Here is a 15,467-nt window from a genome sequence, read left to right as displayed (position 1 = left end):
GAGGTCTCTAGGCTGGGGGACGTGCAGGACCACCCCGACGAGCGCCGACCGTCCCCAGGAGCAGGGCCGCCTCCAGCCCCCGAAAGCTCGCCGCCGGCGCCCGGAAGCGGCCTTCGTGCAGGGGCCGGCCGGATGCCCGTGGCCGATCGGTTCGGCACCGTCCTGCTCTATCTGTTCGCCTCGCTCCCCCTGCTCCTCTACCTGGTCATCCTGACCACGCTCGCGCCGGGGCGGCCCGAGTCCGGCGACCAGCGGCTGCTCCTGGACATGGGCGTCGGCGTGGCCGGTCTGATCGTGCTGGGGTTCCGTGCCAGGTGGCCGGTTCCGGTCACGCTGGCGCTGATCCTGCCGACCGCCTTCTTCTTCACCGTCACGGGCCCCGCCCTCGTCGCCTTCGCCTCCCTGGCCACGCACCGCCGCTGGCGGCAGGTCGTGCCGGTGGCGGTCGTCTTCTGGCTCTGTACGCTCGCCTCCACCCGCTGGCAGGACGGCTGGGCGCTGGCCCTCGTCTTCGGCGCGATCGGCGCCGCCGTGCTCGGCGTGCTCACGGTCGTGGGCCTCTACCTGCGCGGGCGCCGCGAGTGGGCGGAGGCGCAGCGGGCCGCGGTGGTGGCGGCGCAGGAGCACCGGGTCGAACAGGCCAAGCTCGCCGAACGCCTGAAGATCGCCCAGGAGATGCACGACGTCCTGGCGCACCGGATCTCGCTGCTGACGATGCTCGCGGGCGGCCTGGCCTACCGTAAGGACCTCGGCCCCGAGGAGATGCGTGAGACGGCGCTGGCGATCCAGGACAACGCGCATCAGTCGCTCAACGAGCTGCGCGCCGTGCTCGGCACGCTGCGCCGCGACGGCGGCCTGGAGGCGCCGCAGCCGACGCTGGCCCACCTGGACGCCCTGTTCGAGGAGGTGCGCGCGGCCGGGCAGCGGGTCGAGGTGGACGACACCGTGGCGGGCAGGGAGCACTTGCCGGCGCAGACGGGGCGGCACGCGTACCGGATCGTGCAGGAGGCGCTCACCAACGCCCGCAAGCACGCGCCGGGCAGCCCCGTGCGGGCCGAGCTCGGCGGGCGACCGGGGGCGGGGCTGCGGATCCGGGTGAGCAACCCCGCGCCGGCCGGCGTCGCGGCCGGGCCCGGCGGGCGGCTGGGGCTGGTCGGGCTGGCCGAACGCACCCGGATGGCCGGCGGCACGCTCGACCATGGCGTACAGGATGGGCGGTTCGTCCTGGACGCCCTGCTGCCGTGGGAGGCTTGACCTCGTGATCCGAGTGGTGATCGTGGACGACGACCCGATGGTGCGCACCGGGCTGCGCCTGATTCTCGGCGGTGAGCCCGACCTCGACCTCGTGGGCGAGGCGGCCGACGGGAAGCGGGCCATGGCCGTGATCCGCGACCTGCGGCCCGACGTGGTGCTGATGGACATCCGCATGCCGGAGCAGGACGGCCTGGCCACCACCGAGCTGCTGCTCTCCCGGCCGTCCCCGCCTCGCATCCTGGTGCTGACCACGTTCGACGCCGACGACATGGTGATGCGGGCGCTGCGGATCGGCGCCCACGGGTTCCTGCTGAAGGACACGCCGCCGCCGAAGATGATCGAGGCCGTGCGGGCGGTGGCGAAGGGCGAGCCGGTGCTGTCGCCGAGCGTCGCGCAGCAGGTGATCGCGGCGGCCACCGGCCGTTATGAGCCGCATCGTCCCGAGGCGGCCCGCGAGCTGGCCGCGCTCACCGAACGGGAGCGCGAGGTCGCGATCGAGGTGGCCAAGGGCAGCTCCAACGCCGAGATCGCGCGGGACCTGTCGGTGAGCGTGGCCACGGTGAAGGCCAACGTCACCCGCATCTTCGCCAAGCTGGGCACCGACAACCGGGTCCACGTGGCCAACAAGGTCCGCGACGCCGGCCTGCTCTGACCTCTCCCGGAGGCCCGCCCTTTCCTGAGGCCCGCCTGCCGGGAGGCCGGCTTTCGCAGGCTCAGCGTCCTGAGGTCCGGTTTCCGGAGGCTCGCGTTCCGGAAACCGGCGCGGGCCGTTCGTCCGTACGCGCTAAGGACGTCCCCGGCGTGCCGGGCTCCCCGGTGATCAGGTCGGATCGGGGTGGAGCCGGGCGGTGCTGCCGCGGACGACGAGCGTGGTGGCGAGCTCGATGCGGGTGCCGGCGGGCCCTCGCGGGTGGGTCAGTTCCTCGGCGACGAGCCGTACCGCTTCGTTGGCCATGTCATCGAGCGGCTGGCGGACGGTGGTGAGCGGCGGCGAGAGCATGTCGCAGAGCATCGAGTCGTCGAACCCGACCACCGACAGCTCGCCGGGCACGCGGACGCCGCGCTCGGTGGCCGCCTGGTAGACGCCGGCGGCCTGGAGGTCGTTGCCGGCGAAGACGGCGGTGGGCGGGTCGTCGCGGTCGAGCAGGTCGCCGCCGATCTCCTTGCCACCGGTGACGAGGAAGTCGCCGTAGCGGGCGAGCGCGGGGTCGGAGTCGACGCCGAACGTACGGTGGGCGGCCAGGTAGCCCTCGTACCGGTCGAGCGTGCACTGGGTGTCGAGCGGCCCGCCGATGAAGCCGATCCGGGTGTGCCCCAGTTCCAGCAGGTGGGTGGTGGCCATGACGCCGCCCAGCCAGTTGGTGGCGCCGACCGAGGACAGGCGCGGGTCGCGCTGCCCGACCGGGTCGACCAGCACCAAGGGCACGTGCAGCAGCTCCTCGATGGCGGCGATCTCGCGCTGGTCGGCGCGGGAGAGCACGAGGACGATGCCGTCGGTGTTGCGCTTGCGCACCATCCCGATCCAGCGCCGCAGGTCGAAGTCGGAGCGCGCGGACGAGGTCACGGCCAGCGAGAACCCCCACCGCGCCGCCGCCTTCTCGGCCCCGCCGATGAGCACCTGCGCCCACGGTGAGCCGAGTCCTTCGATGAGCAGATCGACGACGCCGGCCCTGGGCCTGCTGGGCGGACGCGGCGCCTCGTAGCCGGAGGTTCTGACGGCTTCGAGCACCTTGTCCCTGGTGGCGGTGGAGACGTGTTTCTTGCCGCTCAGGACCTTGGAGACCGTGGGCACCGACACTCCGGCGGCCGCCGCGACGTCGGCCAGCGTGGCTCTGCGCACCGGACCTCCCGTTGTGCCGTGGTGCCGCGTCTCGACGGCACAGGAGCAGAAAACTTTCGGCGGTCGAGATCGGCCTGGGTCGACGTGCTGACCTGGTGGTGTCGCCGTAGGTCGAGGACTGTTGACAGTGCTACGAGCGGGAGCCTAGCGTAATGACCCGGCAATGTCACGGTCATTTTTCGGAAACACTTTCTGAAACTTTCTGATCCCGCAGAAGGGCATGACAGGGGCGGGGCCGAGCAGTTCTGTTAGCGCTATCAACGCCGGGGGCGCGTGCGCGAGGCGTGTCCGACTCGAGGACCGAAGAACCATGGGAGCCACCGAGATGTCACGCATGGAAGCCTTTCGCCAGCGCGTGGGCGGTTTCGCCTTCGGCGGGGACTACAACCCCGAGCAGTGGGACCGCTCGGTCTGGCGCGAGGACGTCCGCCTCATGCGCGAGGCCGGGGTCAACGCCGTCAGCCTGGGCGTCTTCGCGTGGGCCTCGCTGGAGCCGAAGCCGGGCACGTACGAGTTCGGCTGGCTGGACGAGGTCATGGACCTCCTCCACGACCACGGCGTCAGCGTCAACCTGGCCACCCCCACCGCGGCGCCGCCCGTCTGGCTCACACACCTGCACCCCGAGGTCTTCCCGATCAGGGAGGACGGGCAGCCGTTCGGCTTCGGCAACCGCCTGCACTACGACCCTTCGTCGCCGATCTACCGCGAGTACGCGGCCCGCATCACCACCAAGCTCGCCGAGCGTTACTCGTTCCATCCGGCGCTGGCGATGTGGCACATCAGCAACGAGTACGGGCCCACGTCGTTCGGCCCGGCGGCCGGGGCCGCGTTCCGGCGCTGGCTGCAGCGCAGGTACGGCGACCTCGACCGGCTGAACGAGGCGTGGACCACGCGGTTCTGGGGCCAGGTCTACACCGACTGGGAGCAGATCGACGTGCCGCACATCCCGCGTACGTGGATGAACCCCACCCGCCGGCTCGACTTCAAGCGCTTCACCTCGGACGCGCTGCTGGAGTGTTACCTCGCCGAGCGGGACATCGTGCGCTCCTACCGCGACGACGTCCCCGTCATGACGAACTTCATGCGCTTCTTCCGCCACGCCGACTACTGGAAGTGGGCGCCGGAGGAGGACGCGGCCGCGCTCGACATCTACCCCAACCCGGCCGAATCCGACTCGCACGTGTCGGCGGCCTTCAACTACGACCTGTTCCGCTCGCTCAAGGGCGGGCAGCCGTGGATGCTGATGGAGCAGTCCAGCAGCGCGGTCAGCCAGTGGCGGCTCAACGTGGTCAAGGAGCCGGGGCGGATGCGGCTCGGGTCGCTGCAGGCGGTGTCGCGGGCGGCCGACTCGGTGATGTTCTTCCAGTGGCGGGCCAGCCGGGGCGGGCAGGAGCGCTTCCACTCGGCGATGCTGCCGCACTCCGGGCCCGATTCGCGTACGTTCCGCGAGATCAGCGACCTCGGGCGGGAGATGAAGCTGCTGGCCCCCGTGGCCGGTACGCGCTCGCAGGCGGAGATCGCGATCGTGTTCGACTGGGACGGCTGGTGGGGGCTGGAGGAGGTGTTCGGCCTGCCGCGCAGCGACTTCAGCTACACCGACACGGTCATGCGGCACTACACGCCGCTGTGGGAGCGGCATCACGCCGTGGACGTCGTTCCCCACGGGGGCCCGCTCGACGGGTACGGCGGGTACAAGGTGCTGATGGTGCCGAACGCGTACCTGATCGACGACGAAGGGGTGGCCAGGATCCACGAGTTCGCCCGTAACGGCGGGACGGTGATCATGTCGTTCTTCTCCGGCGTCGTGGACGCCGACAACCGGGTGCGGCCGGACGGGTATCCGGGAGCGTTCCGCGAGCTCATCGGGGCCAAGATCGACGAGTACTGGCCGGCCAGGCCGGACGAGGTGTTCGCCGTGTCCTTCGCCGACGGGAGCGCCGCGACCGCTACCTGGTGGCGTGATGACCTGCACCTGGAGGGCGGCACGGCGCTGGCGACGTACGCCGACGGGCTGCTCGCGGGACGGGCCGCCGTGGTCGAGAACCGGTACGGGGCCGGGCGGGTGGTCTACTTCGCGACGCTGCTGGAGCAGGGCGCGTTCGACGACGTCGTGGCCCGGGTGGTGGCGAAGGCGGGGGTACGATCGCGCTTCGAGGGGGTGCCGGCGCACGTCGAATGCACGGTGCGGGGGGACGACGCGTACGAGTACGTGTTCCTGCTCAACCACAGCGCGGCCGACAGCGTGTCCGTGCCCGTGGGCGGGGAGGGGACGGACCTGCTCACCGGGGCTCCGGTGTCCGGCACGGTGTCACTGGCCCCGCTGGGCGCGTCGGTGATCCAGATCGCCCGCGGCTGACGGCGCAGGCGGGGACCCGGTCCCCGCCGTACCGCTCGCCTTCACGGCCGCCATTCGTCCCGGTAGCCGGGGTGGTCGGCGTAGGGGGCGGCGAGATCGCGCAGGTCCGGGCACGGCCATGGCTGTCCGTCGTACTGGCAGCGGGGCGCGCCGTCCGGCCCGGCCCCGGACGGCGACCCCGCTCCGGACGGTGACTCGGCGTCCAGCGGCGGGCCGGCCTCTGCCGGCGGGGCCGGGGTGTGCCGGGCCAGGGTGCGGCGTCCGGCCTCCGTTGCGCGCAGGGTGCGTGCCGGGTCGTGGCCGGCGATGTACTCGGCGTCCTTGGCGGACTGCGCGTGCCCGGCGTCGCCGGTGATGCAGACGGCGCCGCGGAACAGCGACATGCCCCCGTAACCGACGAACTCCTGCCCGTTGGTCATGGTGACGAAGTCGTCGCCGTCGTACCACTCCTTGCCCGGGTCGTACGACCACGGGCCCGGCGTCGCGTCCCGTGCCCCGCGCTCGTCTTCGTCGAGCCGGGCCCGTATGAATGTGATCAGCTCGTCCATCAAGCCCCATTCTCCTCCGTACGGCGCCCAGCCGGGGCGAGCCGGAGCCCCGGCGTGAACGGGCTCAGCCGGCGTGGGCGAGCGCGACCTCGATCGCCGGGTGGTGGGCCGCGATCTCGTCCCGGGTCCAGCCCTCGGGCCCATGCACCAGGTCAAGGGTGACGATCCGGTAGATGAGCGCACGTATCAGCATCTGCCCCCATTCGGGCAGGTGAGCCCAGCGGTCCGCCAGCGCGGGAGTGGCGCCGTACCAGCACAGGGCGTCGGCGACCGCGACGGCCGCCGCCCACGAGGGTGGCCGCCAGTAGACGGGCCAGTCGATGATCGCCGGTGGCAGGCCGTCGGCGAACAACACGTTGCCGGGCAGGTCTCCGTGGACGGCCTGGCAGGGCAGGTCGACCGGGCGGCGGGCCCGTACGAGCGGCTCCAGCAGCCCCGCCGCCGCGCCGGGGACGGGCAACTCCTCCCAGGCCACGCGGTCGCCGTCGGTCCAGGGGTCCTCGCGCCGGTCGAGGAAGCCGGGTCTGGGCAGGTGCGCGATGGCCTCGTGGAAGGCGGCGCCGGTACGCAGCACGTCGTCCTGCCGCCGGACGTCGGGCACGCCGGGCACCATCCTGGTCGCCTCCCAGCCCTGGCTCACCCAGCCGCCGCCGGACGCCTCGACGGGACGGGCCACCCGGAAGTGCGGCGATTCGGGCAATCCGGCGACGAGCACGCCGGCCCGCCAGAGCGTCTCGGGCAGGAAGCCGGCCTGCTTGAGCGCCAGATCGCCGGCCCGCCACGCCCCGCCCATCCACACCGGCTCCCCCACCGCCCCGAAGGCGGCGAGCACGTCCGGAGGCGGCTGCTCCTCCCCTTCCGGAGCGGCCATCCCCTCAGGCGCGGGCCGTTCGTCAGTGGGCCGTCCGGCGGAGGAGGGCAGGCCGTCCGGGGTCATGAGGCGCCCCCATCGTCCGGGGCCGCCAGCCAGGCGTTCACCCCGGCCCTGAGCTCGGCCTTCACGTCGAACGGGGCGAACGAGGCGTCGATGGAGGCATGGGCCAGATCGGCCAGGTCCGCGTCCCCATAGCCGAAGACGTCACGCAGCCGGGCGTACTCGTCGGCCAGCGCCGTCTCCCCGTCCGTGTTGATCGTGACCGTCAGCCCCGCCTCCCGCATCCGCGGCAGCGGATGCTCGGCCAGCGAAGGCACCAGCCCGAGCAGCACGTTGGAGGTGGGGCAGACCTCCAGGGGGACGCCGCGCTCGCTCAGCTCCGCCACGAGGTCGTCGTCGTCGAGCACCCGGATGCCGTGCCCGAGCCGCTCGGCTCGGCCCGGGCCGAGCGCATCGCGGATGCTGTCGGCCCCGGTCGACTCGCCCGCGTGGTGCACCAGGTTGAGCCGTGCGTCCCAGGCGGCGGCGAACACGTCGGTGAACGGGGCCAGCGGGTAGCTCTCGTCGCCCGCCAGCCCGATGCCGATCACCTGCTCGTGCCGGATGGCCAGCCGGTACGTCTGCCACAGCCGCTCCACCGGCCGCCGCCGGGAGTGGTCGAGCAGCACCCTGCAGTCGATCCCATAAAGCTCCCGCCCCTCGGCGAGCCCGTCGAGCACCGCCCGCAGCGGCATCTCAGGATCCCCCACACGCTCCCCGTGCGCGGCGGCGGTGAAGGTCACCTCGGCGTAGCGGGTGCCCTGGGCGGCCTCGTCTTCGCAGAACTCGACCGCGATCCGCCGGAAGTGCTCGGCCGTACGCAGGACCTCGCGCACCTTGGCCCGCTGGTCGGCGAACTCCCTGAAGGTCGCGAACGTCCCGCCGTGCTCGGGCGGGACGCCCAGCTCGCGCACGGTCCGCGGGCGTACGGTGCTCTCCAGGTGAACGTGCAGGTGGGCCTTGGGCAGGGCACGGACGTCTCTCACGTACGACGACCCTACGTGCTGCCGTAAACGCCGCGCACCTGGTTATCAGCCGGCCCGGCGCCGGGTGATGCGGATCTTCGACTGCTTGTGCCGGTTCTCCCAGTCCTCCATGAAGACCGCCCGCAGCCCGTGCTTCTCGGCCAGCGCGATGAGGGTCTCGGTGCGGTAGTAGAAGTCCTCCCGCAGTACCTGGTGCTCCTTGCCCTCGGTCCGGTCGAAGGTGAAGTCGAACCAGCCGTCCGGCTTCATGATCCGGCCCACGTGGGCGAAGCACTCCTCGATCACGTCGGGCGGGGAGTGGGAGAAGACGCTGTGCGCGTGGACGACGTCGAAGTACTCGTCGGGCAGGAAGGCGAAGCGCAGGTCGCGTACGGGGGTCAGGTAGGGCAGCTTGTCGCCCAGCCCGTGCTTGACGATCGTGTCCTGGGCCGCCATGAGGATGTCGGGCGAGATGTCGATGCCGTAGTAGTTGCCGGTGTAGAGGTAGCCGACGAACAGCCGTCCGGCCCGCAGGTTGCCGCAGCCGATCTCCAGCATGCGGCATTCGGGCTTGAGCCCGTGTTCGAGCAGGTAGTCGAACTGCAGCCGGCCCAGGGCCAGCCACCGCTTGTGGGTGTGGGACCCGACGGCGCCCTCGGGGTCACGGGCGGTGTCGGACTTCATGACCGCCCGGTAGTAGGCGACGTGGTCGCGCGTACGCAGCCTGAACCACGTGTCGCGGGCCAGCCGCCGCAGATGGGGCAGGATCTTATGGGGGTTCTTGGTCGCGTACGTCACCTGGTGGACGAGGCTCGAACGGGAGCGTTTCACGCCTTGGAATGTAGGTCACCGTGGAGGGGGTCCATAGGGCAACGGCGACACTCTTGAGTTCCCGTTTGCGCAGCCTTTCAGTCCGCACCTCGTACCAAGCGGCGCGCCGGGGTCAGCTCAGGTAGTCGCGCAGCGCCAGCGACCGGGACGGATGGCGCAGTTTGGACATGGTCTTGGCCTCGATCTGGCGGATGCGCTCGCGGGTGACGCCGTAGATGCGGCCGATCTCGTCGAGGGTCATCGGCTTGCCGTCGTTGAGGCCGTACCGCATGCTGATCACCCCCGCCTCGCGCTCGGAGAGCTGGTCGAGCAGCGAGTGCAGTTGCTGCTGGAGCAGGGTGAAGGAGACGGCGTCGGCCGGGGAGACGGCCTCGGTGTCCTCGATGAGGTCGCCGAACTCGCTGTCGCCCTCCTCTCCCAGCGGCGTGTGCAGGGAGATCGGCTCGCGGCCGTAGCCCTGGATCTCGCTGACGCGGTCGACCTCGAGCTCGCACTCCGTGGCGATCTCCTCGGGGGTGGGCTCGCGGCCGAGCTCGCTCTGCAGGCGGCGCTGGGTGCGCGCGACCTTGTTGATCAGCTCCACCATGTGCACGGGGATGCGGATCGTCCTGGCCTGGTCGGCCATGGCCCTGGTGATGGCCTGCTTGATCCACCAGGTGGCGTAGGTGGAGAACTTGTAGCCGAGCCGGTAGTCGAACTTCTCGATCGTCCGGATCAGGCCGAGGTTGCCCTCCTGGATCAGGTCCAAGAAGAGCATGCCGCGCCCGGTGTAGCGCTTGGCGATGGACACCACCAGCCGCAGGTTGGCCTCCAGCATGCGGCGCTTGGCCTGCAAGCCGTCGGCGGCGATCCACTCCAGGTCGGCGCGCATCTCGTCGGACAGGCCCGCCTCGGTGTCGAGCCGCTCCCTGGCGAACAGGCCGGCCTCGATGCGCTTGGCCAGCTCGATCTCCTGCTCGGCGGTGAGCAGCGGCACCCGGCCGATCGCCTTGAGATAGACCTTGACCGAGTCGGCGCCGACGACCGCACCGCCCTCGGCAACGTTGTCGTCCAGTTCTAGAACCTCTGCTGCTTGGGACAAAACTCACTCCTCGCTCGCTTTGGGGGCTGTGGACGGCGACATAAACTTAGGTCGCACCCAACATTAGGTTGCCTTCAAAGAAGAGTCAACCTAAAATAAGGTCGAACCTAAAATTTTGTGGAAGACTGCGGCTATGAGCATCGACACCTTGGGCTTGAGGGAACAGAAGAAGCGAGAGACCAGGCAGGCCATCTCTGACCACGCTACCCAACTGTTCCTGGTGCGCGGCTTCGACCGGACCACCATCGCCGACATCGCGGCCGCCGCGAGGGTGGCCAAGATGACCGTGACGAACTACTTCCCGCGCAAGGAGGACCTGGCCCTCGACCACCATGAGGAGTTCGTGGCGGGCCTGGCGCGGGTGGTGGCGGGCCGGTCTTCCGGCGAGTCGGCGCTGGCGGCGGTGCGCCGGGAGTATCTGGCGGCGCTGGAGCGGCGTGACCCGGTCATCGGCTTCACCGGGCCCGCGTTCGCCCGGATGATCGCCGACAGCCCCACCCTGGTCGCGCGCCTGCGCGACCTGCACGAGCAGCGCGAGCTGGCGCTGGCCGCGCAGCTGACGGCGGAAGCCGAGGCGGCCGGAGGTGACCCGGTCGTGGCCCGCGCCGTGGCCGCCCAGCTCGCGGCGGCCGACCGTCTGCTCTTCCGTGACCTGCATGAACGCATGCTGGCCGCCCTCCCGCCGAGCTCCGGCGACCAGACAACCCCGCGCCAGGACGGCCAAGAGACGGACCAAGAGCGGGGCGACGACGACGAGGCGATCGCGAAGGCGCTGGACGGCACCGCGCGCCGGGTGTTCGGGCTGCTGGAGCCCGCGATCGGCGCGTACGCCGTCCGCTGAGCACACCGCCGGCCCGGTCAGCGCATCAGCCCTTCGCGCGACCTCACCCCGTACCCCTCTCCGCCGGACCCCGGCATCGTGCCCCTCCCTTGGTTCCCCCGCTCGCGCGGCCGAAAGCCTCTGGGCGCCAACCATTCGTGCTCAGGCCCGAGCGCGGGAGTCACCGCGGCGAGCCGGCCTCCGCCTCGCGCAGCTCGTCCAGGGCCTCGCGCAGGTCTCCGGCCAGCTCCCAGGCGTCCGGCACCATCTCCCTGTCGGTGACGACGCCGATGTCGAGCGAGCCGTCGTAGGAGAAGGCCGTGATGTTCACGCCGCCGGACACGTCTGTGATCACCGAGACGGGATAGTGGCTGAGCAGCCGCGCTCCGCACACGTACAGGGGGAACTGCGGCCCCGGCACGTTCGAGACGATCAGGTTGATCGGCGGCGCCGCCTGGCCCACGAGGTCGAACGCCGAGCGCGAGGCCAGCCCCATGAGCGCGGCCGGCATCGACTCGCTGAACTCGCGCAGCCAGCGCGCGGGAGACAGTGAGAAGCGGTCCTTGATCCGGTGCATGGCGTGCCGTACGTGGTACAACCGCTCGACGGGGTCGGCGAGGTGCACCGCCAGCGGCGCGGTCATGATCGCCACCTGGTTGCCCGGCCCCTCCTCACCGACGGCCCGCAGCGAGAACGGCACGCCCGCCACCAGCGGCTGGTGCGGCACGCCGCCGTGCGCGGCCAGCCACCGGCGCAGCCCGCCCGCGCACACGGCCATGACCACGTCGTTGACGGTCACCCCGAACGCCTTGCGTACCTGCTTGATCTCCTCCAGCGGCAGCGAGACGAACGCGAAGCGCCGGTGCGCCGACAGCGGGCCGCTGAACGGGGTCCGCGGCGCGGGCAGCACCGGCAGCTCCGGCACCCGGCCGCTGCCGGCCAGGCGGCGGGCCAGGCTGGAGACGGTCGCCGCGCCGGGAAGCCAGGAGATGACGGGGATCTCGTCCAGGTGCGGGATGGCCTGGGCGGCGAAGCGCACGGCGTGGGCGGGGTTGCCCGCCAGCCTGGTCAGGCCGCGCACCAGCATGCCGGCGGGCCCGGGCGGCGGCGGGTCGTGCTCGGGCTCGCCCTCGGGCGGCGGGGCGGGCTCGGGCGTCAGGTCGAGCAGCGCGGCCAGCACGTCGGCGCCGCCGACCCCGTCCACGGCCGCGTGGTGGATCTTCGTGTAGAGGCCCATGCGTCCGCCGGCCAGCCCGTGGATCAGGTAGATCTCCCACAGCGGGCGGCCGCGGTCGAGCCGGCGGGCGTGCAGGCGGGAGACCTGGTCGGCCAGCTGCCGCTCGTCGCCCGGCGGCGGCAGGCCGATCTCGCGTACGTGGTAGTCGAGGTCGAGGTCGTCCTCCTGGGTCCAGTACGGGTGGTCGAGCCCCAGCGGCACGGGCGCCAGCTTGCGCCGCATCGCGGGCACGTACGGGAGCCGCTGCTGGAGCAGGGCCTGAAGCTCGGCGCGGTTGACGTCCCGGTCGAGGATCGCCAGGCCGGCGATGTTGGCCGGGTTCGTGGCGGTCTCGAAGTGCAGGAACTGCGCGTCGAGGGCGGTCAGCTGCGGCATCGTCACACCTCCGTCCCCGAACCAATCAGACCGGATCCGCCAGTTCAAGCGAGCGCGTCGCCGCGTCGGGCTCGGCGAAGGCCAGCAGCCGCAGCCCCTCCTCCTCCAGCGGCTCCAGCCCGGCCGGTCCGAACGGGCTGACGAGCAGCCTGGCCTTCTTGCCCGACCGTCTGATCTGCCAGGTCCCGGCCGCGAACCCGTCGACCAGGTAGACGGCCCGCACCCGCAGGTTCTTGGTGACGACGAGGCTCTTGTGCTCGTCGGCCAGCACCCGGGTCCGGTCCTCGTGGCCGAGGATCAGCGTGTCGAAGTCGGGCAGGAAGCGTACGGGCGCGGGCACGTCACCGCCCGGCCGCGGCGCCCCCGGCAGGTCGAACAGCTCCCTTCCGGCGAAGTCGGTCACCCTGTCCAGCTCCATACCCTCCATGACCTGGCGCAGTCCGCTCAGCCCCGACCAGGTCTGCACGTCGGCGGGGGTGGCCGGGCCGAAGGCGGCCAGGTAGCGCTCGATCAGGGCCGGCCTGCCCGCGGGCGCCGGTTCGATGCCGGGCAGCCCGAACGCCGCCTCGCGCGGGAAACTCCACCGGTCCGCGGTCGGCTCCATGATCAGCGGGGTGAGCATGCGGACGGCGTACCCGAGCGCGCGGTCGTACGTGCCGGGGAACTCCTCCAGCAGCCGGGGCCGCAGATCGTTGAACGTCATGGGCCCCGCCGCCAGCAGCCGGTCCGCGGCGGCCACCACCGCCGCGAAGTCGATCCCGTCGAAGCGCCGGGCCGCGGCGGCCAGCACGGGCGCCACCTCCGGCCGGAAGGCGGCGAAGTCCGCCGCCGTCACCAGGTGCAGCGTGGCCCGCCACAGGGTGGCCCGGACCAGCGTGCGCGCGTGCAGCGCCGCGTGGAGGTGGTCGCGCTCGAACCCCTCCAGCCGGGTCCACACCCCCAGGTAGGGCGGGCGCGGCTCCTGGGCCTGCAGCCCGGCCAGCCGGTGCACGACGTCGGTCGCGTCCCCCTGGTGACGGGAGAGAAGATGCTGACGGGCCAGCGTGGCACGGTTGAGGTCGCGGAGGCTGAGCATCTACATATCATGCCCTTCCCCATTAAAGAGGTACGCGCCACGTACCCCGCGCTGTCCGACGGTTACGCCTATCTCGACGGCGCGGCCGGCACGCAGACCCCCCGGCCCGTGATCGACGCCATCGCCACCGCCTACCGGACGGGGATCGGCAACGTGGGCGGCGCCTTCCCGGCCAGCCACCGCTCCGACGCCATCGTGGCCGCCTGCCGCGCCGCCGTGGCCGACCTGGTCGGCGGCGATCCCGGCGGCGTCATCCTCGGCCCCAACATGACCACGCTCACCTACCGCCTGGCCGGGGCCATCGCCGGTCCCGGGGACGAGGTGGTGCTCTCCCGGCTCGACCACGACGCCAACGTGCGGCCATGGACGCAGATCGGCGCCACCGTACGCTGGGCCGAGGTGGACCCGGTCACCGGCGAGCTGCCGGTCGAGCAGTACGCCGATCTGATCAACGAGCGCACCCGGGTGGTCGCGGTCACCGCGGCCAGCAACATCCTCGGCACCCGCCCCGACGTGCCCGCCATCGCCGAGCTGGCGCACCGGGCCGGCGCGCTGATGTACGTGGACGGCGTGCACGCCACTCCGCACGGCCCGGTGGACATGCGGGCGCTGGGCGCGGACTTCTACGCCACGAGCGCGTACAAGTGGTCGGGACCGCACATCGGCGCGGTGATCGCCGACCCGGCGCTGCTGGAGACGATCAGGCCGGACAAGCTGGCCTCCTCGCCCGACACGGTGCCGGAGCGGTTCGAGACGGGGACTGCGGCCTTCGCCGACCTCGACGGGGTGACCGCCGCCGTGGACCACCTGGCCGCGATGGTGCCGGGCACGGGCAGCCGCCGCGAACGCCTGCTGGCCTCGATGAGCGCCGCCGAGGAGTACGAGACGGCGCTGTTCTCCGTGCTCCTCGGGGAGCTGGAGACGATGTCGCACGTCACCTTGTACGGCAAACCGGCCAGGCGCACCGCCACCGTGTACTTCAACGTGGCCGGGCACACCCCGCGCCAGGTGGCCGAGCACCTGGCCAAGCGGGGCGTCAACGTGTGGAACGGGCACAACTACGCCTGGGAGCTGACCGGCGTGCTGGGCATCCGCGACACGGGCGGGGCGGTGCGCGCGGGCCTGGCCCACTACAACGCCCGCTCCGACGTCGACCGGCTCCTGGAAGGGGTGGCCCGCCTGGCCTGAACGCGCCCTACCTCAACGCGCCCTACCTGAACGCTGGCGGATCCGGAAGCGGATCGTCCTGAACCTGTCCTAACGTGACGGCCATGACCTCCGATTTCCACGAGCAGGACCTGGCAGGGGCATGCTTCGAGGGCGTGACCCTGTCAGGCGCCACCTTCCGCAAGGTGTCGCTGGACGGCGCGAGCATGCGGTCGGTCGACTTCTCCGGCGCGCGGATCCGCGGCGCCCTGTTCAAGGACACCCGGCTGCGCGGCGTCGAGTTGGTCGACGTCGAGATCAGCGGCGAGCTGGGCCGCGTCGTCGTGAACGGCGTGGACATCGCGCCGCTGGTCGACGCCGAGCTGAACCGCCGCATGCCGGACCGGGCGAAGATGCGGCCCGCCGACGCCGACGGCTTCCGCGAGGCCTGGGCGATCCTGGAACGGCTGTGGTCGGAGACCGTGGCCCGGGCCAGGACGTTCCCGGAGGATTCGCTGCACCGCGAGGTCGACGACGAGTGGTCCTTCATCCAGACCCTGCGCCACCTCAACTTCGCCACCGGCGCCTGGGCGGGACGGATGATCCTCGGCGACCTCTCGCCGTGGCACCCACTGGACCTGCCGTGGGACGAGGCGCCGCAGTGGGGCGGCTTTCCGTGGGACCGCGCGGCCCGGCCCTCGCTCGACGAGGTGCTCGCGATCCGCGGCGAACGCCAGGCCATGGTCCGGGGCGTCATGGAGTCACTCACCGACGAGCAGCTCGCCTCCGAGGTCTCGCGCACCGAGCCGGGCTGGCCGCAGGCCGAGAGCTTCCCGTTCAAGAACTGCCTGCGCATCATCCTCAACGAGGAGTGGGAGCACCGGCTCTACGCCGAACGCGACCTGACCGTCATGGAGAAGGAGAGCTCGGGACAGGCGCCCGTCCCGGAGGACAAGGACTGACCTTCGACCTGGAGAAGGGCTGGAGAAGGGCTGGAGAAGGGCTGGAGAAGGGCTGGGGGCGGGC

The 15,467-nt window shown here is 71.7% G+C and carries 14 protein-coding genes; 6 read left to right on the top strand and 8 right to left on the bottom strand.

Going from position 1 to position 15,467, the window contains the following annotated elements:
- Window positions 1-132: 132 nt before the first annotated feature.
- A complete protein-coding gene (locus AB0C27_RS43040; RefSeq protein ID WP_357857435.1) occupies window positions 133-1,254 on the top strand; it encodes a histidine kinase in 1,122 nt (373 codons plus the stop codon).
- 4 nt (window positions 1,255-1,258) lie between these two features.
- Window positions 1,259-1,906 (top strand): response regulator transcription factor, encoded by a 648-nt coding sequence (locus AB0C27_RS43035; RefSeq protein ID WP_357857432.1) that lies wholly within the window; start codon window positions 1,259-1,261, stop codon window positions 1,904-1,906.
- A 168-nt stretch (window positions 1,907-2,074) separates the two neighbouring features.
- Here AB0C27_RS43035 and AB0C27_RS43030 read toward each other — a convergent pair whose 3' ends face one another.
- On the bottom strand, window positions 2,075-3,094 hold the full coding sequence (locus tag AB0C27_RS43030; RefSeq protein WP_357857429.1) for a substrate-binding domain-containing protein: 1,020 nt from the start codon (window positions 3,092-3,094) through the stop codon (window positions 2,075-2,077).
- 334 nt (window positions 3,095-3,428) lie between these two features.
- Here AB0C27_RS43030 and AB0C27_RS43025 point away from each other — a divergent pair, with 334 nt between their 5' ends.
- A complete protein-coding gene (locus AB0C27_RS43025; protein ID WP_357857427.1) occupies window positions 3,429-5,450 on the top strand; it encodes a beta-galactosidase in 2,022 nt (673 codons plus the stop codon).
- A 41-nt stretch (window positions 5,451-5,491) separates the two neighbouring features.
- On the opposite strand, the gene AB0C27_RS43020 is transcribed toward AB0C27_RS43025, so the two are convergent.
- The 5 genes from AB0C27_RS43020 to AB0C27_RS43000 all read right to left on the bottom strand — a co-directional run bounded on the left by AB0C27_RS43020 (window position 5,492) and on the right by AB0C27_RS43000 (window position 9,788).
- Window positions 5,492-5,998, bottom strand: coding sequence for a DUF6221 family protein (locus AB0C27_RS43020; RefSeq protein WP_357857424.1), 507 nt, complete (start codon window positions 5,996-5,998; stop codon window positions 5,492-5,494).
- Window positions 5,999-6,062: 64 nt separating this feature from the next.
- A complete protein-coding gene (locus AB0C27_RS43015; RefSeq protein ID WP_357857421.1) occupies window positions 6,063-6,935 on the bottom strand; it encodes a TIGR02569 family protein in 873 nt (290 codons plus the stop codon).
- Window positions 6,932-7,897 carry an adenosine deaminase gene (add, locus tag AB0C27_RS43010; RefSeq protein WP_357857419.1) on the bottom strand — a complete coding sequence of 322 codons (966 nt, stop codon included), beginning with the start codon at window positions 7,895-7,897 and terminating at the stop codon, window positions 6,932-6,934. The genes AB0C27_RS43015 and add overlap by 4 nt, the downstream gene beginning before the upstream one ends.
- A gap of 45 nt (window positions 7,898-7,942) precedes the next feature.
- Window positions 7,943-8,707 (bottom strand): class I SAM-dependent methyltransferase, encoded by a 765-nt coding sequence (locus AB0C27_RS43005; RefSeq protein WP_357857416.1) that lies wholly within the window; start codon window positions 8,705-8,707, stop codon window positions 7,943-7,945.
- 112 nt (window positions 8,708-8,819) lie between these two features.
- Window positions 8,820-9,788: an RNA polymerase sigma factor gene (locus AB0C27_RS43000; protein WP_357857413.1), complete on the bottom strand. Its 969-nt coding sequence runs from the start codon at window positions 9,786-9,788 to the stop codon at window positions 8,820-8,822.
- 133 nt (window positions 9,789-9,921) lie between these two features.
- Between AB0C27_RS43000 and AB0C27_RS42995 the strand changes: the two genes are divergently transcribed.
- The gene (locus AB0C27_RS42995; protein WP_357857411.1) at window positions 9,922-10,629 is read left to right on the top strand and encodes a TetR family transcriptional regulator; all 708 of its coding nucleotides are present in this window, start codon (window positions 9,922-9,924) and stop codon (window positions 10,627-10,629) included.
- A gap of 160 nt (window positions 10,630-10,789) precedes the next feature.
- Here the strand turns inward: AB0C27_RS42995 and AB0C27_RS42990 are convergent, their stop codons facing one another.
- Both AB0C27_RS42990 and AB0C27_RS42985 read right to left on the bottom strand, forming a co-directional pair.
- Window positions 10,790-12,220 (bottom strand): wax ester/triacylglycerol synthase family O-acyltransferase, encoded by a 1,431-nt coding sequence (locus tag AB0C27_RS42990; protein ID WP_357857408.1) that lies wholly within the window; start codon window positions 12,218-12,220, stop codon window positions 10,790-10,792.
- 25 nt (window positions 12,221-12,245) lie between these two features.
- Window positions 12,246-13,295 carry a winged helix DNA-binding domain-containing protein gene (locus AB0C27_RS42985; RefSeq protein ID WP_357857405.1) on the bottom strand — a complete coding sequence of 350 codons (1,050 nt, stop codon included), beginning with the start codon at window positions 13,293-13,295 and terminating at the stop codon, window positions 12,246-12,248.
- 9 nt (window positions 13,296-13,304) lie between these two features.
- Here AB0C27_RS42985 and AB0C27_RS42980 point away from each other — a divergent pair, with 9 nt between their 5' ends.
- Window positions 13,305-14,483, top strand: coding sequence for a cysteine desulfurase-like protein (locus tag AB0C27_RS42980; protein ID WP_357857402.1), 1,179 nt, complete (start codon window positions 13,305-13,307; stop codon window positions 14,481-14,483).
- A gap of 83 nt (window positions 14,484-14,566) precedes the next feature.
- Entirely contained in the window at window positions 14,567-15,403 is an 837-nt protein-coding gene (locus AB0C27_RS42975) for a DinB family protein (protein ID WP_357857400.1), read from the top strand.
- Window positions 15,404-15,467 lie beyond the last annotated feature (64 nt).

The sequence above is a fragment of the Nonomuraea sp. NPDC048882 genome (assembly GCF_040649755.1).
Classification (GTDB): Bacteria; Actinomycetota; Actinomycetes; order Streptosporangiales; family Streptosporangiaceae; genus Nonomuraea; species Nonomuraea maheshkhaliensis.
The sequence above is the reverse complement of the archived record's forward strand: the minus strand, read 5'-3'. Positions and strand labels throughout refer to the sequence as shown.